Below are 20,744 nucleotides of genomic sequence, written 5' to 3'. Positions count from 1 at the left end.
CCGTTCCCAGGGAGACTCCCGTGACGACCTCGCCGCTCGACTCGGACGACTCGCACCTCGCGTCGCTCGGATACACCTCCGACTTCAAGCGCGACATGAACCTGTGGGGCAACTTCGCCCTCGGCTTCACCTATCTCTCCCCGGTCGTCGGCGTCTATTCCCTCTTCGGGACCTCGCTCGCCAGCGGCGGACCGCCGATGATCTGGGCGATCGTGCTCGCCGCCCTCGGCCAGCTGCTGGTCGCCCTCGTCTTCAGCGAGGTGGTCGCGCAGTATCCCGTGGCCGGCGGTGTCTATCCGTGGGCCCGCCGCCTCTGGGGCCGTAAGTGGGCCTGGATGACCGGCTGGGTCTACATGATCGCGCTGACCGTGACCATCGCCGGCGTCTCGTACGGGGCGGGGCCGTTCGTCGCGATCGTCCTGGGGATCGACGAGACCACCACCGTCGTCGTGTGCTGCGCGATCGGCCTGATCCTGCTCACGACACTCCTGAACCTCGGCGGCACGAAGCTGCTCGCCAGGATCGCGTTCTTCGGCTTCGCCGCCGAGCTCGTGGGCGCTCTCGTCGTCGGCATCTGGGTCCTGCTCACCGAACGCCACCACAGCGTCGCCGCGTTGTTCGACACCTACGACGTGCAGGGCGACGGGTCGTACCTGCCGGCGTTCTTCGGCGCCGCGCTCATCGGCCTCTACCTCTTCTACGGCTTCGAGGCCTGCGGCGACGTCGCCGAGGAGGTGCGCGACCCGGGCCGCCAGATCCCCAAGGCGATGCGGATGACGATCTATATCGGTGGCGCCGCGGCGTTCTTCATCACCTTCGCGCTCGTGCTCGGGGTGCCGAGCTTCGCCGCCGTGTTCACCGAGCAGGACAAAGACCCGGTGTCCACCGTGCTCGAGAACGCGTTCGGCTCCGTCGGCTTCCGTGTCGTGCTCGTGATCGTGCTGATCTCGTTCCTGTCCTGCGTGCTCAGCCTCCAGGCCGCGGCGAGCCGGATGATCTACGCCTACGCCCGCGACGACATGGTCCCCGGCAGCGGGCTGCTCAAGCGGTTCTGGCAGGCACGCCACGTCCCGCCGTTCGCCCTGATGCTCGCCGCACTGATCCCGGTCGTCATCATCCTCGGCTCGCAGGTCTCCGACGACGCGCTGGTGCGGATCATCTCGTTTGCGTCGTTCGGCATCTACCTCGCGTTCATGATGGTCGTCGCCGCCGCGCTGCGCGCCCGCCTGCGCGGGTGGAAGCCGTCCGGCGCGTTCACGCTCGGTGGCTGGGGGCTCCTGGTCACCGTCGCGGCGCTCGCCTATCAGCTGGGCGCGTCGCTCATCATGATCTGGCCCGGGGACGACCCCGACGTCCCGTGGTACGACACCTGGATCGTCGCGCTCGGTGCCGCGATCGTCCTCGGCGTCGGCCTCGTCTACATGCTCGTCGCCCGGCCGTACCGCCACTCCGACGCCGCCCACGGCGACGCCATCAACATCGTCACGCCCTACCCTGGCGACTCCAAGCCAGGGACCACCTCCACAGGAGCCCACTGATGACCGACACCGTCCACGTCCAGAACTTCGTCGACGGCCAGCTCGTCGACACCCGCGACGGCCGCCGTACCGACCTGGTCGACCCGAGCACCGGGGAGACGTACGGGGACGCGCCGCTGTCAGGGGAGGCCGACGTCGACCTGGCCTACGAGTCGGCGGCCAAGGCGTTCGACACCTGGCGTCGCACGACGCCCTCGGACCGCCAGCAGGCGCTCCTCAAGATCGCCGACGCCATCGAGTCGCGGGCTGAGGAGCTCGTCGAGGCGGAGAGCCGCAACACCGGCAAGGTCGTGCCGGTGACCATGGCGGAGGAGATCCCGCCGATGGTCGACCAGATCCGGTTCTTCGCCGGGGCCGCGCGCGTCCTCGAGGGGCGGGCCACCGCCGAGTACATGGCCGGCCACACGTCGTGGATCCGCCGTGAGCCCGTCGGGGTCATCGGCCAGGTGGCGCCGTGGAACTACCCGATGATGATGGCCGTCTGGAAGTTCGCGCCGGCGCTCGCCGCGGGCAACACGGTCGTCCTCAAGCCGAGCGACACCACGCCTGTGTCGACGGTGATGATGGCCGAGATCGCGGCCGAGTTCCTGCCGCCGGGCACGCTCAACGTCGTCTGCGGCGACCGTACGACCGGGGCCGCGGTCGTCTCGCACCCGACGCCCGCGATGGTGTCGATCACCGGGTCGGTCGCCGCAGGCAAGCAGGTGGCCGAGGCAGCCGCGCACGACATCAAGCGCGTCCACCTCGAGCTCGGCGGCAAGGCGCCCGTCGTCGTCTTCGACGACGCCGACATCGAGGCCGCGGCCGAGGGGATCGCCACGGCCGGCTACTTCAACGCCGGCCAGGACTGCACCGCCGCCACCCGTGTGCTCGTGCACCCGCGGGTCCACGACGACTTCGTGGCCGCGCTCACCGAGCAGGCGAAGGCGGCCGCGACCTCGTACGAGAAGGGCCGTCACGACGAGGACGTCTGGGTGCCGCCGGTCAACAACGTCCACCAGCTCGAGCGCGTCCTCGGCTTCCTCTCGCGCGTCCCCGACCATGCGACCGTCACCGCGGGCGGGGGACGGCAGGGCGACCGCGGCTTCTTCGTCGAGCCCACCGTCATCGACGGGCTGCAGCAGGAGGACGAGCTGATCCAGCAGGAGATCTTCGGCCCCGTCATCACCGTCCAGACCTTCGAGCACGAGGACGAGGCGATCGCCAAGGCCAACGGCGTGCCGTACGCCCTCGCATCGTCGGTGTGGACCAAGGACCTCGGACGCGGCCTGCGGATGTCCAACGCGCTCGACTTCGGCTGCGTCTGGATCAACACCCACATCCCGCTCGTCGCCGAGATGCCGCATGGTGGGTTCAAGCACTCCGGATACGGCAAGGACCTGTCGATGTACGGCCTCGAGGACTACACGCGGGTCAAGCACGTGATGGCCAACCTCGAAGGATGACACCCATGACCGACCAGGCACGACTCCTCAAGACCGCGGTGCCGGGCCCGCGCTCGATCGCGCTGCACGAGAGGCGCGCCCAGCACGTCGCGCGCGGGTTCGGGATCACCCTCCCGGTGTTCGTCGACCACGCCGACGGTGCGCTCCTCGTCGACGTCGACGGCAACCGGCTGATCGACCTGGGGTCGGGCATCGCGGTGACGAGTGTCGGGGCGGCGGCGCCCAAGGTCGTCGAGCGGATCGCCGAGCAGGCGGCGAAGTTCACCCACACCTGCTTCATGGTGACCGAGTACGAGGGCTTCACCGAGGTGGCCGAGGCCCTCAACCGGCTCACGCCCGGCGACCACGACAAGCGCACGGCGCTGTTCTCGACGGGCGCCGAGGCGGTCGAGAACGCGGTGAAGATCGCGCGTGCGGCCACGGGTCGTCCGGCCGTCGTCGTGCTCGACCACGCCTACCACGGCCGCACCCTCATGACGATGACGATGACGGCGAAGAACGTCCCGTACAAGGAGGGCTTCGGGCCGTACGCGCCGGAGGTCTACCGCGCGCCGATGGCGTACCCGTACCGCTACGACGGTGACGAGAAGGCGTGCGCGGCCGATGCGCTGGCGCGGCTCAAGGACCTCGTCCTGACGCAGATCGGTGCCCACAACGTGGCGGCGATCGTGGCGGAGCCGATCCAGGGGGAGGGCGGCTTCATCGTCCCGGCCGAGGGGTTCCTGCCGGCGGTGGTGGAGTTCGCGCGCGAGCACGGCATCCTGTTCGTCGCCGACGAGGTGCAGACCGGCTTCGCACGGACGGGGCGCATGTTCGCGAGCGAGCACGAGGGGATCGTCCCGGACCTGATCACGACCGCGAAGGCGCTTGCCGGGGGCATGCCGCTGGCGGCCGTCACCGGTCGCGCCGAGGTGATGGACGCGGTCGCGCCCGGCGGACTGGGCGGCACGTACGCCGGCAACCCGGTCGCGTGCGCCGCGGCGCTGGGGGCGATCGAGACCATCGAGAGCGAGGGCCTGGTCGCCCGGGCCGCGGAGATCGAGCAGATCGTCAAGCCGCGGCTCGAGGCGCTGCGGGCGGACTCCGGCGGGCGGATCGGCGACGTACGCGGCCGCGGGGCGATGCTCGCGATCGAGCTGGTGGAGCCCGGCACCAAGGATCCGGCACCGCGGTTCGCCCAGGCGCTCGCCGCACACTGCCACGCCGAGGGAGTGCTCGTGCTGGTGTGCGGGACGTACGGCAACGTGATCCGGCTGCTGCCGCCCCTGGTGATCAGCGACGCGCTGCTCGACGACGCCCTCGGGGTCCTCGAGGCCGGCGTCCGGGCGCTGCCGTGACGGGCACGCGTACGCCCCGTCCCCGATGTGTGCAGTTCCTCAAGGAATCGGGGGCGCACTTCCCTGACCAAGTGCACACATCGCGGACGGAGCGGCCATGACTGACGTCTCGTACGACCCGCGCACCGGACGCGTGAACGGCGAGGTGGAGGCGACCCCGCTGGACCAGGTCGACGCGATCGTAGCGGCTGCGGCGGCGTGCGCGATCGAGGTGGCCGCGACGCCGCCCGCCGAGCGTGTCCGGTGGTCCGCGGCGATCGCGGACGCCCTCGAGGCGGCGCGGGACGAGCTCGTGGACCTGGCCGACGCGGAGACGGCGCTCGGGCGACCGCGTCTGGAGGGTGAGGTCGCTCGGACGGCGGGGCAGCTGCGCTTCTATGCCGACGTCGCGGTGGAGGGCTCCTATCTCGGCGCCACCATCGACCACGCCGCCGGCGCCAACCCGCCGCTCGCCCGGGTCAACGTGCCACTGGGGCCGGTCGCGGTGTTCGGCGCCAGCAACTTCCCGTTCGCGTTCAGCGTCCTCGGCAACGACACCGCGTCGGCCCTCGCGGCGGGGTGCCCCGTCGTCGTCAAGGGACACCCCGCGCATCCCCTCCTGAGCCAGCGGCTCGGTGCTCTCGCGACGGAGGCGTTGCGCGACGCCGGAGCGCCCGACGGCGTGCTCGGGATCGTCCATGGCTTCGACGCGGGCGTGCACCTGGTCGCGGCCCCTCAGATCGCGGCCGTCGCGTTCACGGGCTCGCAACGCGCGGGCATGGCGCTCCGCGAGGCGGCGCAGCAGCGCGACGTCCCGATCCCCGTCTTCGCCGAGATGGGCACCGTCAACCCGGTCGTGGTGACCCCCGCGGCCGCGGAGGCCCGCCTCGGCGAGATCGCCTCCGGGTTCGTCGGCTCCTTCACCCTCGGTACGGGGCAGTTCTGCACCAAGCCCGGCCTGCTGCTCGCGCCGCGCGGCTCGCGGGCCGCCGAGGCCGTCGCCTCCGCCCTCCGCGAGACCGCACCGCGAGGGTGGGCGCTGACCCAGGGCATCGCCGACGCGGCACGGACCGGCGTCGGCGAGCTGGTGGACGCCGGCGCGGAGGTGGTCGCGGAGATCGCCGGCCCCGACGACGGCTGGTCGGTCTCCTCCACCGTCCTGTCCGTTCCGCTCGACGCGCTCCAGCCGGGCAGCCGTCTGCTCGAGGAGTGCTTCGGACCGGTGGCCCTCGTCGCGGAGTACGACGACGAGACCGCCCTGACCCGGACCGTCGGCGCTCTCCAGGGGACGCTCGCCGCGACCGTGGTCGCCGACGGTGACTCCGACCCGGACCTCCCCGGCGTCCTCGCCGAGCTCACCTCCAAGGCGGGGCGCGTCACGGTCGGGGACTTCCCGACCGGCGTCGCGTACACGTGGGCGCAGCACCACGGCGGTCCGTGGCCCGCGACCTCCGACCCGACGGCGACCTCGGTGGGGGCCGGCGCGCTCAGCAGGTTCACACGGCCGGTCACCTACCAGTCGGTGCCGGACGCCGCACTGCCCGCGCCGCTGCGTGAGCGCAACCCGTGGGGCATCCCGCGGCGGGTCGACGGGCGGCTGATGACGCCGTGACCGCGCCGCTGGAGGGGATCCTCGTGGCGGACTTCAGTCGCGTCCTCGCCGGACCGATGGCCACGTCGATGCTCGCCGACCTGGGCGCCACGGTCGTCAAGGTCGAGCGCCCCGGCGTCGGGGACGACACCCGGCACTGGGGACCGCCGTGGACGGCGGCCGGCACCGCGTCCTACTTCGAGAGCGCCAACCGCACCAAGCGCAGCGTCACCCTCGACCTCCGCGACGAGGGCGACCTCGCCCTCGCCCGTCGCCTCGTACGCCGTGCTGACGTGCTGGTGGAGAACTTTCGCGCCGGCACGCTCGACCGGCTGGGTCTGGGGTACGACGCGGTGACCGCCGACAACCCCCGACTCGTCTACTGCTCGATCACGGGCTTCGGCAGCGGGGCAGGGGCCGCACTGCCGGGCTACGACTTCGTCGTGCAGGCCGTCGGCGGACTCATGAGCATCACGGGCGACCCCGACGGCGAGCCGACCAAGGCAGGCGTGGCGCTGGTCGACGTCCTGACCGGCAAGGACGCCGTCATCGGCATCCTGGCGGCCCTCGCCGAGCGTGAGCGCAGCGGACGCGGCCAGCGGGTGGAGGTGGCCCTGCTGTCGAGCCTGCTCGGGTCGCTCGTCAACCAGGCCACGAGCTGTCTGACGACCGGCGAGGCCCCCCGGCGGATGGGCAACCAGCACCCGTCGATCGCGCCGTACGAGACGCTGCGGTGCGCCGACGGCATGCTGGCCGTCGCCTGCGGCAACGACGGACAGTTCGCGCGGCTCTGCACGGGCGTCGGTCGTCCCGAGCTCGCCGAGGACCCGCGCTTCGCCACCAACGCGAACCGTGTCGCTCACCGCGCCGACCTCGTCACCGCCCTCGAGGACGCGCTGTCCGCCGACACCGCGGCGGCGTGGCAGGAGCGGTTGTCCGACGCCGACGTGCCGGTGGGCGAGGTCGGCGACATCGGTACGGCGATCGCCCGGGCCCGCGCACTGGGGCTCGAGCCGACGGTCGACGTCGGTGGTGGCCACCCGCCGCAGGTTCGCCACCCCGTCACGTACTCCGTGACCACACCGGTGCCGCCCGCCGCGCCTCCTGCCCTCGGAGAGCACGACGACGAGATCCGCCGCTGGCTCGCCGAGGACACGTGACCCCTGGTTCGGTGGAGGGAGAAACCAGGGGCCACGGGTCGCGCTACCGGCGCCTGACCGAGACCTTCACCGTCTTGGTCGCCGCACCGGTGGTCGCGTTGCCGAGGTAGCGGACCCGGAGGGTGACCCTCCCCGCCTTCGGCAGCTTCTTCAGCCGGACGATCGCCTGGCCGTTCTTGCGCAGCGTCGCCGTACCGACCTTCTTGCCGCGGTAGTAGACCGCGACCTTGCCCGACGGCGTGATCCCGCGGGCCTTCACCGTCACCCGGACCTTGGCGCGCGTCTTGCCGGCGACGACCTTCTTCGTCGTCACCTTCGCGGTGACCGACGCCTTGGCCTTGCGGATCGTGAGACGGACCGTCGTCGACGACGGCTTCGTCTTCGTGTCACCGAGATAGCGCACCGACAGGGTGTGCGTGCCCGGCTTGAGCGCCGTACGGGGCAGCACCACCGTGGCGCGCCCCTTCGTCACCGTGGACCGCGCCAGCAGGGTGCCACCCTTGCGCACCTCCACCCGGCCGCCCGCCGTCGACGGCGAGACGGAGACCGACACCCGCGGCGAGACGCCGTACCGGGTCGAAGCTGCCGACGCCTTCACCGACGACGGCGCTGGCGCCGGCGTGCCCGGCTCGTCCACGACCGGCACGGTCCCGATCGTGAGCTCCTCGCCGTCCATCGCGGTGCAGTCGAGACCGACGTCGGTGATGACGCCGAGGGCACCCGGCGTGAGGACCGCGTTGATGAACATCCTCTCCGGCATCGCCACGGTCAGGGCGCCCGACTGCGGCGCCGTCAGCTCGGGCAGCCCTCCCTTCACCGGGATGGTGATGCCCTCGGCGGGCATTGGGAGCGACAGCGGCACGGTCGCCGACTTCAGGCCCGTCATGGGCACCTCGTATGTCCGTCCTGTGGCCGTCTCGGTGAAGACCGCCGAGGCGGTGGCCTGACCGGCCACCGCGGTCTGACCGAAACCGGCCTCCTCCATCGGCGGCACCGGGGCGGCGCTGAAGTCGGGCCCGGCCAGCAGCTCAGCCATCGGACGCGCCATCTTGAGCGAGACTTCCGTGTCCGGCACGGTGAACTTCTCACCGGGCGCGAGCTTTGCCGGCATGTGGGCCCGCGCGTCGACGCGGAATGTCACGTCGCCGCCCATCACCGCCGCCACCGGGTCGGTCGTGCCCGGGTCGCCGAGGTCGTACGCGCACCGGTAGCGCACGTCACGGATGACACCGGTCTGCGGGGCGGCCGGCTCCTCCACCTTGATGGTGACCGTCCCGGTCGTCGACACGCCGTCGGCATCGGTCATCGTCACCGTGAACCGGTCGGTCCCGACGAAGCCCGGGTCGGGGACGTAGGTGTACTTGTGCTGGACCTTCGCGAAGATCGACGCGGGGCTTGCCGGATCGTCGTCGGCCACGAAGAACGCCTCGATCGCGCCGTGCTCGGGCTCGCCGTACGTGAAGCGCGCCGCGCCCGAGGTCCAGACGAAGGGTCCGGTCATGTCGAGGTCGCGCGCCCAGGGCCAGCCGTCGAACGGCTTGCCCCTCGTCGTCGTGAAGGTCTGGTCACGCACGACGGGGGCAGCGTTCACGATGGTGAAACGGACGGTCGAGGTGCTCGCCTGACCGTTGGTGTCGGTCGCGGTGTACGTGAAGGAGTAGCTTCCCGGCGCCGCGTCCTCCCAGGGCTGGATCATGGCCTTGTCGCCGTCGACCGTGAGATCGATGTTTCGGCCCTCGTTCGGTCCCGAGAGCGGGCCCGCCGTGTAGGTCAGTGCACCCTGGCCGCCGGTGCCCTTCAGCGTGACCGCGGTCGGTCCGGCGAAGATGCCGCGGTACGCCGGGTCTGCCACCGTGATGTCCTCGGTCGCGACCGGTTCTGCACTGCCTGCGACCTCCACCTGGACCGACGCGGTGGTCTCGTGGGTGCCGTCGCTGACGGTGTAGGTGAAGGAGTCGGAGCCGACGTAACCCGCGGCCGGGGTGTACGTCAGGGTCGGGGCCGTGCCGCTCAGCGCGCCGTGAGCGGGCGCCGTGGTCGTGTAGGTGAGGTCGGCGCCCTCGGGGTCGGTCGCCTCGAGCGTGACGGCCACCGGGGTGCCCGCGTCGGTCCTCACCGAGACGTCGTTGGCGACCGGGGGCTGGTTCACGGGGACCCTGATCGGGATCGCCCCGAAGACTCCGTCACCGTTCGGACCGGCGGGGTCGAGGTCGCACGCCAGCTTGACCGCTCCCTCGCCGCCGACCACCGTTCCGTCGGCCGTCAGCAGCGTCGCCGCGACGGTGAAGCGCGCCGGCATCCGGAGCGTCGCCGCCTCCGAGGCACCGGCCGGCACGGTGATCGCCGGGACATCACCCTCGGTCGGGATGATCCACGGCACGTTCGGCGACGTCGGGACATCGGTCTGTGGAGACACGAGGTTGCCGATCGGGACGACCAGAGGCTCGCTGACCCCCGGTGCCGTGATCGTGATGGCCGCATCTGTCGACTTGCCGCCCGCGGTCTTCGCCCGGAGCAGGCCGACGGTTTGGATGCGAAGTTCCTCCGGCATCGTCAGCGTGATCTGGGTCTTGCGCGGCGGGATGGTCTCGCCGGCCACGACGGAGTCGGGCACCTCAACGGCAGCACGGACCCCGACGTCCCACACACCGAGCGGCAGTCCGGCGGCGTCGACGTTGCACTTGTAGTTGTAGTCCTTCACCAGGTCGGTGTCCGCGGCGGCAGGACCTGCGGCCGCCAGCCCGAAGGCGCTGAGCGTGCCGGCGACGAGCGCGCCGGCCGTGAGCGATCCGACGACGCGGCGACCGCGTGCCGTGAGTCCGGTGGGTGGATCATCCTGCTTCATCGTTCTCCCTCTCCAGACGCAGCACGATCCCGTGCCGCAGACGCAACTCAGTGTGACAGGGAGAGATACATCACACACCTTTTTTCAACGGCCTCGCCGCCGCGGCCGCCGCGCCGAGGTTTTCTCCTGCCACGTGACGCGACCGCAACCTCGACCGAATACCCTCGAAGAGTGACCGAGTCCGCACTGGTCCAGTGGGCCGACTATGACGCTGCCCTCTTCGATCTCGACGGGGTTCTGACCCCGACCGCCGAGGTCCACATGCGCGCCTGGGCAGCGCTGTTCAACGGCTACTTCGCCGAGCACGGGGTCACCCCGGCCTACACGGACGCGGACTACTTCGCCTACGTCGACGGCAAGCCGCGCTACGACGGGGTCCGTTCTCTCCTCGCCTCGCGCGGGGTGACCATCCCCGAGGGCGACCCGACCGACCCGCCAACGGCGGAGACTGTTTGCGGTCTCGGCAACCGCAAGAACGTCGAGCTCGAGCACGAGCTGGAGCGCGACGGCGTCCGCCCGTACCCCGGCTCCGTCGCCCTGCTCGACCACCTCGCCACGGTGCCGATCGGCCTGGCGGTCGTGTCCAGCTCGGCCAACGCTCCCAAGGTCCTGGCCGCCGCCGGGCTCGCCGACCGCTTCCCGGTGGTGGTCGACGGGGCCGTCGCCCGCGCACAGCAGCTGCCCGGCAAGCCCTCCGCCGACACGTTCGTCTACGCAGCCAAGGAGCTCGGGACCGACGCGAGCCGCTCGATCGTGATCGAGGATGCGGTCTCCGGGGTGCGTGCAGGTGCCGCCGGCGGCTTCGCACTCGTCATCGGCGTCGACCGCGGCGCCGGGCGCCAGGTTCTGACTGACGCCGGCGCCGACGTCGTCGTCGCCGACCTCGCCGAGCTCGTCCCAGGAGGTGCGGCATGAGTCCTGTGCCTCGCGACACGCCCCGCCCCGTCGTCGACTATCTCGACCGCCACCGGTGGCCCGTCCACGGGTGGCGCCTCGTCGAGCGGTTCTTCACCGGCGAGGACCTGGGCCGTACGGAGACGCTCTTCGCGCTCGGCAACGGCTACCTCGGCATGCGCGGCAACGTCGAGGAGGGGCGCGAGTCGCACACGCAGGGCACGTTCATCAACGGCTTCCACGAGACGTGGAAGATCAACCACGCCGAGGAGGCGTTCGGCTTTGCACGCGTCGGGCAGACGATCGTCAACGCCCCCGACGTGAAGGTCATCCGGCTCTACGTCGACGACGAGCCGCTCCTGCTGCCGGTCGCCGACCTCATCGACTACGAGCGCTCGCTCGACTTCCGTACCGGGGTGCTGTGCCGCGAGATCGTGTGGCGCACCCCGGCCGGCAAGCGCGTCCGGATCAAGTCCCAGCGCATGGTGTCGTTCACCCAGCGCCACCTCGCGGTGATGACGTTCGAGGTCACGATGCTGGACGCGGCCGCTCCTGTGACGCTGTCGTCGCAGATCCTCAACCGGCAGGACGGTGGCGACGAGTACCACGTCCGCTCCGCCGCCATGGGTGAGGGCACCGACCCCCGCAAGGCCGAGCGCTTCGGCCGTCGGGTGCTGATCCCCGAGCTCCAGGACGCCGGCGACGACGACGCCCGCGTGATGCTCGGCTACCGCACCGCCGAGTCCGGCATGACCATCGCCGTCGCCACCGACCACACCATCGAGACGCGGGACCCGGTCGAACGCACGGTCCAGGTCACCGACGACATGGCCAAGGTGGTCTATCAGATCGATGCGCAGCCGGGCCGAACGATCCGGCTGACGAAGGTGGCGGCGTACCACACGTCACGCGGTGTCCCCGCCCGCGAGCTGGCCGACCGCTGCCGGCGGACCCTCGACCGGGTCGCCTCCGAGGGCGTGGGGAGGCAGTTCGCCGACCAGAAGTCGTGGCTCGACGACTACTGGTCGCGCGCCGACGCCACCATCGGAGGTCAGCCGTCGCTCCAGCAGGCGCTGCGGTGGAACCTCTTCCAGGTCGCGCAGGCCGCCGCCCGGGCCGAGGGTGCCGGCATCCCCGCCAAGGGGGTGACGGGCTCGGGCTACGGCGGCCACTACTTCTGGGACACCGAGGTCTATGTCCTCCCGTTCCTCACCTACGCCTATCCCCAGCTCGCGAGGGCGGCGCTGCGCTTCCGCTACAACATGCTCCCGGCCGCGCGCCGACGCGCCCGCGACCTGTCGCAACGAGGCGCGCTGTTCCCGTGGCGGACGATCAACGGCGAGGAGGCGTCGGCGTACTACGCAGCCGGCACCGCGCAGTACCACATCGACGCCGACATCTCGCACGCCCTGAGCCGCTACGTCGACGCCACCGGCGACACCGACTTCCTCATGCGCGAGGGGATCGACGTCCTGGTCGAGACCGCTCGTATGTGGGCCGACCTCGGCTTCTGGCGCAGTGAGGGACGCGGGTCGTTCCACATCCACGGCGTCACCGGTCCCGACGAGTACACGACCGTCGTCAACGACAACCTCTTCACCAACGTCATGGCGCGCCACAACCTCCGGCGGGCCGCGCGAGCCGCACGCGAGCTGGAGAGCGCGTGGCCGCAGGCGTACTCGCGGATGGTGAAGCGCCTCAACCTCGACACCGACGAGGTCGAGGAGTGGGAGCGCGCCGGCGAGGCGATGGTGATCCCGTACGACGAGCACCTCGGCATCCACCCCCAGGACTCGCACTTCCTCGAGCGCGAGGTGTGGGACCTCCCGCACACGCCGGCCAACAAGCGACCGCTCCTGCTGCACTACCACCCGCTGGTGATCTACCGGTTCCAGGTGCTCAAGCAGGCCGACGTCGTGCTGGCTCTGTATCTCCAGGGCGACCAGTTCACGACGGAGCAGAAGCGCCGGAACTTCGAGTACTACGACCCGATCACCACCGGTGACTCAACGCTGTCGGCCGTCGTGCAGGCGCTGATCGCGGCGGAGGTCGGCTACTCCGACCTCGCGCTCCGCTACTTCACCGAGGCGCTGTACGTCGATCTCGCCGACCTCCACGGCAACGCCTCCGACGGCGTCCACGTCGCGTCGACGGGCGGCGTGTGGAGTGCGCTCGCGACCGGCTTCGGCGGGTTCCGCGACTACAACGGCGAGTTCTCGATCGACCCGCGGCTCCCGTCGAGCTGGGACAGCCTCAGCTACCGGGTCACGATCCACGGCAGCCGCATCCGCGTCGACGTGCGAGAGGACCAGGTCGAGCTGACCGTCGAACGAGGGCCCGGCGCGAAGTTCTCCGTACGCGGCAGCGTCGTGCACGTCACGGCCGAGGAGCCGGTCGTCGTCCCGCTCGACGGCCAAGGCCCGTTGCTGGAGGGCGGCCCGGGGCCTGGCCCGCTGGACGGCGTACGCCGCGCCGACGGCTCGATCATCACGGCCACCGTCCCCCACCCCTAGCGCCGTTTGGGGTGCTCACACCCGACAGTGGGGGATCCCACCTCGAATACGGGGTGCGGTCCGCGCGTTTCGGGTGCGAGCACCTCAAACGGAGGGGTGGTGCCGGAACGAGCGAGTGCCCCGGATCCGCGCAGGATCCGGGGCACTCGTCCCCTCGGAGGGTCAGGACGGCTCACGCCGTGCCGCAGCCCGAGATGTCGTGTACTCGTTCTATCGGCGGACCTTCACCTTGACGGTCTTGGTCGAGCCGTTGGCGTACGCGGAGCCGCCGTAGGTCAGCTTGACGCGGTAGGTGCCCTTCTTCTTGAACTTCTTGAGCTTGATCGTCACCTTGCCGTTGCGGACGGTGCCCTTGCCGACGGTCTTCTTGCCGACCTTGGCGGTGACCCTGCCGGTCGCCTTGAAGCCCGAGGTCCGGACGGTGACGGACACCTTGGCCTTGGTCCGCTTGGCGCGGATCTTCTTCGGCGACACCTTCGCCGCCAGCGACGAGCCGGCCTTGCGGACCGTCAGTCGGGTGTTCACCGCGGCGACGGGATTGACGCGCGCGGCACCCGAGTGACGCAGCGTCACCGTGTAGGCACCGGGCCGGAGCGCCGTCCCGGAGACGGGGATCGAGGCCGTGGTGCCACTGACGTTGGCGGCACCGATGCGGCGCGTACCCACGTAGGCGTCGACGCGACCGCCGACGGCGGCGCTCAGGCGAGCGGTGATCCGCGACGCGCGACCGTACGTCGCGGTCGTGGCCGCAGCAGTCAGCCTGGCGTCGCGGTACGCGGTGCCGCTGATCGCGATCGTGCCGAGCGTCTTGTCGGTGCTCGTGATCGAGCAGTCGAGGGAGACGTCGAGCTTGCTGTTGTCGGCCTTGTAGATCTGCGCCAGGACGGTGAAGCGCGCCGGCATGGTCAGCGTGCCGGTGCCGGTTGCCGTGCTCGGGAGCTTGATGGCGGGAACGTCACCCTGCGTCGGGATGGTCCACGATGCACCCACCGCGCTCGGCACCGTGACCGGCGGCGACGCGAGGTTCCTGATCGGGACGGTGAGTGACGCCGAGCCGGAGTCGGCGATCGTGATCGAGGCGTCGTTCGAACGGCCGCCGGCCTTGCGGCCCCCAAGCAGGCCGTACGTCGCCTTTCGCAGGTCCTCCGGCATCGTGAGCGTGATCTGGGTCTTGCGGGCACCGATCAGCTGGTTCGGGGCGACCGACGTCGGGACGACCACCCTCGCGTTGACGCCGACCGCGTTGTTCGGAACGAGCGGCGTGCCGGTCGGAGTTGCGGAGTCGTACAGGTCACAGCTGTACGCGAAGCTCTTGTTGAGGTTCTGGTCGGCGGCGTTCGCAGCCGGTGCACCGGCGATGACGAGGCCGCCGACTCCGGCTACCAGGGCGGCGCCCGTGGCCGCGGCCGCGAGCCGTGTGCGGCCCTTCGGCGCGGGGTGGGTCTGAGGCATGGTGAACTCCCTCCGAGGACGATGCGATCTGCATCACATGCGAAGTTGAGTTCAACAGTGAGTTACAGCGTGCGGAACCCATCGGTACCATCCGTTACCGGATCGTAATCTTTGGTCAACTGACCGGATTCCGACTCAGCGCGGCACGCGGACCAGCAGGACGCCGGGCTCCACGGTCGCGCACAGCTCGGTGTGCTCACCGATGGGATCGCCGTCGAGCTGCATGGCCGCGGGCCTGTCCGTACGGATGGTGACGGTGCGCCCCGTCATGCGGTCGAGGCGTTCGTCAGTGCGCTTGCCGCGGGCGAACAGGCGCAGCCCGACGGAGAGGAACGCGAACTTGTGTGGTGGCGAGATCGCCACCACATCGAGCACCCCGTCGTCGATCTGCGCGTCCGGCAGCAGGGGAAGGCCCCCTTGCAGGAAGCCGACGTTGCCGACGATCACGGTCAGGGCTCGGCGCCGTACGAACGCCCCGCCATCGACCGCGATCTGCACCCGTGTGGTGGGGAAGCGGAGCACCTGCGTGGCGCCCGATACGACGTAGGCCAACCAGCCGACCTTCTTCTTCAGCTGCTCGTTCGTGCCGGTCATGACCGCGGCGTCGAAGCCGACCCCCGCCATCACGAGGAAGGTGGTGCTGTCCTCCGACCCGTCGATCTGCAGGCGGACGACGTCGACCGCGCGGTCCTGACCGGTGAAGGCGTTGTCGATGGCGTCGACCAGGTGCAGGGGCAGCGAGAGGTTGCGTGCGAGAAGGTTGCCGGTGCCGAGCGGCACGATGCCCACGCCGATCCCGCTGCGCGCCAGCTCTCCGCAGGCCTCGCGGACCGTCCCGTCGCCCCCCGCGACGATCACCAGGTCCGCCTCGCCCTCGAGCGCCTCGACCGCCTGGGCGGCGCCAGGGTCGTCCACCGTCGTCTCGAAGAACACCGGCTCGGCCCAGCCGTGACGTGCAGCCGCCTCCGCCACCCGCTCGCGGAACGCCGCGACGTCGCCGACCTTGACCGGGTTGAGCACCACGCCGACCTGGCGTCGTCCGGTGCCCGAGACGCCGGGGTGCGACGGCTCCTCCACGGCGAACACGGGCCGCATCAGCAGCCACCACAGCGCGAGCGGGATCGCGGTCCCGAGGGCGAAGCCGGCCACCACGTCGGACAGGTAGTGGACACCCAGGAAGATGCGGTCCAGGCCGGCGGCGAGGCCGAGGAGGATCCAGACCGTGATGACGGCCTTGCGCAGCAGACCGCGACGCATCAGGAGCAGCGTCACGATCACCATGACCGTCGAGAACGTCGCGCCTGCGGTGGCGTGACCGCTGGGGAACGAGTACGAGGTGAGCGTCTGGAAGGGGTCGTCGAAGGCCGGCCTCGACCGGTCCACGGTCCGCTTGATGACGTACACGGCGGTGAACTGGACCGCGATCGTCAGCGCGATCCACACCGCGAGGCGATAGGCCCTGCGCCACACCGCGACCAGGACGGTCAGCCCCATCACGATGCGCAGCGTCCACGGCCCGAGACCGTCGGCGACCCACAGCAGGGTGTCGATCAGCATCTCCCGGCCCGCGACCGCGTCGTGCGCGGCGTCGGCGACGGCCTGGTCGAGATCCAGCAGAGGAGCCCACTCCCACCAGACGGCGGCGGTGAGCCCGACGAAGACGGCGACCAGGAGGCCGACCAGCGCGGGCACGAGGACTGGGCGCGCCGGACGGGCGCGGCGGAGGTCGATCGGCACCCGATCAGGGTAGTCGTGTCCGGCCCGCCGATAGGCTTGGGGAATGATCGACGTTCGTACGCTCCGTGACAACCCTGACGAGATCCGCGCCGCCCAGCGCCGCCGTGGCGAGTCTGAGGCTGTCGTCGACGAGCTCATCGCGGCCGACGAGGCCCGTCGATCGGCGATCGGCCGGTACGAGGCGCTCCGTGCCGAGCAGAAGCAGCTCGGCAAGCAGGTTGCCCGCGCCACCGGTGACGAGAAGGCCGAGATCCTCGCTCGCACCCGGGAGCTCTCCGCCCAGGTCAAGGAGGCCGACGCCGCGTCCGGTGAGGCCGGTCGCCTCTTCGACACGCTGCTCGCGACGCTCCCCAACCTCGCCGCGCCGGAGTCGCCCCCCGGCGGCGAGGACGACTTCGTGGTCCGCGAGACCGTCGGGAAGCCGCGCGACTTCGCCGCCGAGGGCTTCACGCCGCTCGACCACATCGAGATCGGCAAGCGCCTCGGCGCCTTCGACATCGAGCGGGGCGCCAAGGTGAGCGGTGCCCGCTTCTACTTCCTCACCGGCATCGGCGCCCAGCTCGAGCTGGCTCTGGTCCAGATGGCGATGGACCGCGCGACGGCGTGGGGCTTCACTCCGATGATCCCGCCGGCGCTGGTGAAGCCGTCCGCCATGGAGGGGACCGGATTCCTCGGGCAGGCCGCCGACGACGTCTACCACCTCGAGAAGGACGACCTCTACCTCGTCGGCACGTCGGAGGTGCCGCTCGCGGCGTACCACTCCGACGAGATCCTCGACGCCGAGTCTTTGCCGCGCCGTTACGCCGGGTTCAGCCCGTGCTACCGCCGCGAGGCAGGCTCGTACGGCAAGGACACCCGGGGCATCTTCCGGGTGCACTGGTTCGACAAGGTGGAGATGTTCGTCTACGCGACACCCGAGGACTCCTACGCGGTCCACGAGGAGCTGCTGGCCCACGAGCAGGACTGGCTCAACGCGCTCGAGCTCCCGTACCGCGTGATCGACGTGGCGGCCGGCGACCTCGGTCTCTCGGCGATCCGCAAGTTCGACTGCGAGGCGTGGATCCCCACCCAGGGCAAGTACCGCGAGCTGACCTCCGCCTCCAACTGCACCAGCTTCCAGGCGCGCCGTCTCGGCATCCGCATGCGTGACGGCGAGCAGGTCACCCCGCTGGCGACTCTCAACGGCACGTTGATGGCGTCGACCCGGACGATCATCGCCCTCCTCGAAAACCACCAGCAGGCCGACGGGTCAGTCCGGGTCCCCGTGGCGCTGCAGCCCTACCTCGCAGGCCGAGAGATCTTGGAGCCGCTGTCTTGACGTTGACCTCGCACACCACCGACGGCGCCGCCACGACCTGGCGGCCACGCATCGTGGCCCTGGACGTGGACGGCACGATCGTCGACTACGACAACGAGATGACCGACGCCGTACGCCAGGCGGTCCGCGCGACCGCCGAGGCCGGGATGCACTGCGTGATCTCGACCGGCCGCTCCGTCTCCGGCGTTATGGACGCGGTCCAGAAGCTCGGGTTCACCGAGGGCCTCGCGGTCGCCAGCAACGGCTCCGTGGTGTTCTCCTACGATCCGATCACGATCCTCCACACCGTCACCTTCGACGCCGGCCCGGCCGTGCGCGCTCTGATGGCGGAGGTGCCGGAGGCCGCCGTGGCCGTGGAGAACGTGGGCGTCGGCTTCCGCATGAACAAGCCGTTCCCCGACGGGGAGCTGGGTGGCGGGATCGCTCACGAGCCGATCGAGGACCTCATCGCCGAGCCGGTCACCCGCGTGATCGTCCGCAGCCCCGACTCCTCGGCGGAGGAGTTCGCCGAGCTCGCGCACTCGTTGGGCCTGGAGGGTACGAACTACTACGTCGGCTACACGGCCTGGCTCGACCTGGCGCCGGAGGGTGTCTCCAAGGCGGCCGGTCTGGAGCACGTGTGCGCCGAGCTGGGTGTCGACCGCGCCGACGTGCTGGCGATCGGCGACGGCTCCAACGACGTCGAGATGCTCGAGTGGGCCGGCCGAGGCGTCGCGATGGGGCACGCTCCGCTGCACGTCCAGGCGGTGGCCGACGACGTCACCGAGACGGTCGAGAACGACGGCGTCGTGCGGGAGCTCGAGAAGTACCTCTGAGGTCCCGCTGGGCCGGCCGCCCCCGTGCGCGGCCGGCCACCGGGAATCAGGCGGTCAACGCACAGATCGGTGCGTGGCCGACGACCTCGTCGAACACGTCGAGCACCTCGTCGACACTGGGCGGTGCCGTGCGAGCGTGGCGCGCACCCGCTTGACGGGGCCGGCTCGAGGCCTGCCGAAGGTGCCGCTTGACGGTGGACAGCGAGCACCCGAGGCGCTCGGCGAGCTGGGCGAACGTGTCGCTCGGGTTGGCCCGCCGCGCCGCCAGGACCGCCTCGTGATCGACCGGTGAGCCCGCCGTACGGACGCCCGCGATGCGGTCGATGTCGGGATTGCCCACCGTGATGCCGAGACGGTTGCGGATCTCGTGGCGCTCCTGTGGCGAGGTGCAGGCCACGTACCCGGCAACCTCTCCGTCGACCACGGCCCGATAGAGGCACTGGACGAGGAGGGGGCAGGAGGCACAGGCCTCGGCCGCCTTGTCATGAGCCGCCTGCCAGGCGTCCCACGACTCACCGGAGCTCGAGACGTCCTCGAGCGGGACGGAGAGCGTGTCGTAGACGTCGGCCATCGTCGCGCAGGGCGGGACGACGTCGAGCGATGCGTCGACCTGACGGCGGGTGGACGGGTTCTGAGTGGAGCCGGTGCGCATGATCTTTGCATCCCCTTCGAGCTACGAGATGCAAGGAGTCAAACAGGTGCGACAAAGCACGAATCAGCGCGCAAATACTCAACCAGCAGATGGGCGTTACTCAGCGGGAACCAGGTACGTGTTGCCTGCGTCACACCGTATCTGACGCGGGTGTCACCGTCGACCGGTGCGGCGACGGTGCCGAGTACCACTCACAGGCACCCCGCCGGGGCCGTCCCTGCCCGCTGGAGACGTGGCGCCTCCGCACGCGGCTCGCCACGACATGGGTGGGCGCGTTGCCGACGACCTCGTCGAAGACGTCGAGAACCGCGTCGACGCTCGGAACGGCCGTGCGAGACGGCCGGGCGCCCTCACTCGATGCCTCGCGCACGCGGCGCTTGACGGTGGAGACCGAGCAGCCGAGACGATCGGCGAGCTGGGCGAAGGTGTCGCTCGGGTACGCGCGCCGTGCCGCGAGGACGTCGTGGGGACCCGGCACCGAGTCTGTCGGACGCAGTCCGGCGAGCCGGTCGGTGTCCACAGCGCTCACCGTGATGCCGAGACGGCTGCGGATCTCGTGCCGCTCCTGCGGCAACGTGCAGGCGACGTAGCCCTCGACGTCCCCCTCGACGACCGCCCGATAGAGGCACGTGGCGAGCAGCGGGCAGGAGGCACAGGCCTCGGCCGCCTGGTCCCGAGCCCCATTCCAGGCGTGCCTCGACTCGCACGGGTCCGCGAGCGTGTCGTAGACGTCTCGCATCGACACGCAGGGCGGCACGACATCGAGCGACGCGTCGAGTCGACCGCTGGTCCGGCTGTGACTGAAGCTGGTGCGCATGATCTGGCCTCCCCTTCGCGCGACGAAGAGGACAGTGAATCACCTGCTACAAGGTCTGGGCCAGCGAATAGATTCTCAGAGGTACATCCCCGGGCGGGGCTGCTGGCCCTCCTCGGGCTGCTGATAGCCCGGCATCCCGGGGCGCAGGCCCTGTGGCGAGGCGCCCGGAGCCCCCGGCAGCGCTCGTCGCATCTGCTGGAGCTGCGACTGAGCGGCGATCTGCTGGGCGTAGATCGCGGTCTGGATCCCGTGGAACAGCCCTTCGAGCCAGCCGACCAGCTGCGCCTGGGCGATCCGGAGCTCGTCTTCGGACGGCGTCTCCTTGTCGAACGGGAGACTCAGGCGCTCCAGCTCCTCCACCAGCTCCGGCGCGAGCCCGTCCTCGAGCTCCTTGATGGAGGTCTGGTGGATGTCCCGGAGCCGGACCCGACTGGCCACGTCCAGCGGCGCAGACTTCACCTCTTCGAGGAGCTGTCGGATCATGCTCCCGATCCGCATGACCTTCGCGGGTTGCTCGACGAGGTCGGTGACCGGGCGGTGACCGCCCTCGTCCTCGCTCTCGACGGGCTCGACCTCCTGGCCGTCGGGTCCGACGACACGGTGCTGGTCAGAGATTTCGGCGCGCTCGAACGGGTCTCCTGACATGCCGTC

The 20,744-nt window shown here is 70.6% G+C and carries 15 protein-coding genes; 9 read left to right on the top strand and 6 right to left on the bottom strand.

Going from position 1 to position 20,744, the window contains the following annotated elements; genetic code table 11:
- Positions 1 to 20 precede the first annotated feature (20 nt).
- The 5 genes from KV100_RS10465 to KV100_RS10445 all read left to right on the top strand — a co-directional run bounded on the left by KV100_RS10465 (position 21) and on the right by KV100_RS10445 (position 7,050).
- Positions 21 to 1,538, top strand: coding sequence for an APC family permease (locus KV100_RS10465; protein WP_308291410.1), 1,518 nt, complete (start codon positions 21 to 23; stop codon positions 1,536 to 1,538).
- On the top strand, positions 1,538 to 2,983 hold the full coding sequence (locus KV100_RS10460) for a gamma-aminobutyraldehyde dehydrogenase (protein WP_220342977.1): 1,446 nt from the start codon (positions 1,538 to 1,540) through the stop codon (positions 2,981 to 2,983). The genes KV100_RS10465 and KV100_RS10460 overlap by 1 nt, the downstream gene beginning before the upstream one ends.
- 5 nt (positions 2,984 to 2,988) lie before the next feature.
- Complete coding sequence (gene gabT, locus KV100_RS10455) at positions 2,989 to 4,320, top strand: 4-aminobutyrate--2-oxoglutarate transaminase (protein ID WP_374106996.1); 1,332 nt, start codon at positions 2,989 to 2,991, stop codon at positions 4,318 to 4,320.
- A 97-nt stretch (positions 4,321 to 4,417) separates the two neighbouring features.
- A complete protein-coding gene (locus tag KV100_RS10450) occupies positions 4,418 to 5,911 on the top strand; it encodes an aldehyde dehydrogenase family protein (RefSeq protein WP_220342972.1) in 1,494 nt (497 codons plus the stop codon).
- Positions 5,908 to 7,050 (top strand): CoA transferase, encoded by a 1,143-nt coding sequence (locus KV100_RS10445; protein ID WP_308291409.1) that lies wholly within the window; start codon positions 5,908 to 5,910, stop codon positions 7,048 to 7,050. The genes KV100_RS10450 and KV100_RS10445 overlap by 4 nt, the downstream gene beginning before the upstream one ends.
- 43 nt (positions 7,051 to 7,093) lie before the next feature.
- Here KV100_RS10445 and KV100_RS10440 read toward each other — a convergent pair whose 3' ends face one another.
- A complete protein-coding gene (locus KV100_RS10440) occupies positions 7,094 to 9,895 on the bottom strand; it encodes an Ig-like domain-containing protein (RefSeq protein WP_220342969.1) in 2,802 nt (933 codons plus the stop codon).
- Between the two features lie 171 nt (positions 9,896 to 10,066).
- Here KV100_RS10440 and KV100_RS10435 point away from each other — a divergent pair, with 171 nt between their 5' ends.
- Together KV100_RS10435 and KV100_RS10430 are read left to right on the top strand one after the other, a co-directional pair.
- Entirely contained in the window at positions 10,067 to 10,810 is a 744-nt protein-coding gene (locus tag KV100_RS10435; protein ID WP_301022921.1) for an HAD family phosphatase, read from the top strand.
- Positions 10,807 to 13,302, top strand: coding sequence for a glycoside hydrolase family 65 protein (locus tag KV100_RS10430; protein ID WP_220342968.1), 2,496 nt, complete (start codon positions 10,807 to 10,809; stop codon positions 13,300 to 13,302). Before KV100_RS10435 ends, KV100_RS10430 begins: the two co-directional genes overlap by 4 nt.
- A 210-nt stretch (positions 13,303 to 13,512) precedes the next feature.
- Here the strand turns inward: KV100_RS10430 and KV100_RS10425 are convergent, their stop codons facing one another.
- On the bottom strand, positions 13,513 to 14,754 hold the full coding sequence (locus tag KV100_RS10425; RefSeq protein ID WP_220342966.1) for a DUF6801 domain-containing protein: 1,242 nt from the start codon (positions 14,752 to 14,754) through the stop codon (positions 13,513 to 13,515).
- Between the two features lie 135 nt (positions 14,755 to 14,889).
- The gene (locus KV100_RS10420; protein WP_220342965.1) at positions 14,890 to 16,491 is read right to left on the bottom strand and encodes a diacylglycerol kinase family protein; all 1,602 of its coding nucleotides are present in this window, start codon (positions 16,489 to 16,491) and stop codon (positions 14,890 to 14,892) included.
- Between the two features lie 43 nt (positions 16,492 to 16,534).
- On the opposite strand from KV100_RS10420, the gene serS reads away from it, so the two are divergent.
- Positions 16,535 to 17,809 (top strand): serine--tRNA ligase, encoded by a 1,275-nt coding sequence (serS, locus tag KV100_RS10415; RefSeq protein ID WP_220342964.1) that lies wholly within the window; start codon positions 16,535 to 16,537, stop codon positions 17,807 to 17,809.
- Positions 17,806 to 18,624, top strand: a complete 819-nt coding sequence (locus KV100_RS10410) for an HAD family hydrolase (protein WP_255566114.1) — start codon at positions 17,806 to 17,808, stop codon at positions 18,622 to 18,624. The genes serS and KV100_RS10410 overlap by 4 nt, the downstream gene beginning before the upstream one ends.
- Positions 18,625 to 18,670: 46 nt before the next feature.
- Here the strand turns inward: KV100_RS10410 and KV100_RS10405 are convergent, their stop codons facing one another.
- The 3 genes from KV100_RS10405 to KV100_RS10395 form a co-directional block, all read right to left on the bottom strand.
- Positions 18,671 to 19,276, bottom strand: coding sequence for a winged helix-turn-helix domain-containing protein (locus KV100_RS10405; RefSeq protein WP_220342963.1), 606 nt, complete (start codon positions 19,274 to 19,276; stop codon positions 18,671 to 18,673).
- A gap of 130 nt (positions 19,277 to 19,406) precedes the next feature.
- Entirely contained in the window at positions 19,407 to 20,093 is a 687-nt protein-coding gene (locus tag KV100_RS10400) for a WhiB family transcriptional regulator (protein WP_220342962.1), read from the bottom strand.
- Between the two features lie 75 nt (positions 20,094 to 20,168).
- Positions 20,169 to 20,738 carry a bacterial proteasome activator family protein gene (locus KV100_RS10395; RefSeq protein ID WP_220342960.1) on the bottom strand — a complete coding sequence of 190 codons (570 nt, stop codon included), beginning with the start codon at positions 20,736 to 20,738 and terminating at the stop codon, positions 20,169 to 20,171.
- Between the last annotated feature and the right edge of the window lie 6 nt (positions 20,739 to 20,744).

The sequence above is a fragment of the Mumia sp. zg.B21 genome (assembly GCF_019550855.1).
In the GTDB taxonomy this organism is placed as follows: Bacteria; Actinomycetota; Actinomycetes; order Propionibacteriales; family Nocardioidaceae; genus Mumia.
The sequence above is the reverse complement of the archived record's forward strand: the minus strand, read 5'-3'. Positions and strand labels throughout refer to the sequence as shown.

What these genes read in the sequence shown, in the direction of transcription:
- gabT (WP_374106996.1), top strand. Translation starts at nt 2,989, where the DNA reads ATGACCGACCAGGCACGACTCCTCAAGACCGCGGTGCCGGGCCCGCGC.
- KV100_RS10430 (WP_220342968.1), top strand. Translation starts at nt 10,807, where the DNA reads ATGAGTCCTGTGCCTCGCGACACGCCCCGCCCCGTCGTCGACTATCTC.
- KV100_RS10395 (WP_220342960.1), bottom strand. Translation starts at nt 20,738, where the DNA reads ATGTCAGGAGACCCGTTCGAGCGCGCCGAAATCTCTGACCAGCACCGT.
- KV100_RS10405 (WP_220342963.1), bottom strand. Translation starts at nt 19,276, where the DNA reads ATGCGCACCGGCTCCACTCAGAACCCGTCCACCCGCCGTCAGGTCGAC.
- KV100_RS10440 (WP_220342969.1), bottom strand. Translation starts at nt 9,895, where the DNA reads ATGAAGCAGGATGATCCACCCACCGGACTCACGGCACGCGGTCGCCGC.
- KV100_RS10450 (WP_220342972.1), top strand. Translation starts at nt 4,418, where the DNA reads ATGACTGACGTCTCGTACGACCCGCGCACCGGACGCGTGAACGGCGAG.
- KV100_RS10400 (WP_220342962.1), bottom strand. Translation starts at nt 20,093, where the DNA reads ATGCGCACCAGCTTCAGTCACAGCCGGACCAGCGGTCGACTCGACGCG.
- serS (WP_220342964.1), top strand. Translation starts at nt 16,535, where the DNA reads ATGATCGACGTTCGTACGCTCCGTGACAACCCTGACGAGATCCGCGCC.
- KV100_RS10460 (WP_220342977.1), top strand. Translation starts at nt 1,538, where the DNA reads ATGACCGACACCGTCCACGTCCAGAACTTCGTCGACGGCCAGCTCGTC.
- KV100_RS10425 (WP_220342966.1), bottom strand. Translation starts at nt 14,754, where the DNA reads ATGCCTCAGACCCACCCCGCGCCGAAGGGCCGCACACGGCTCGCGGCC.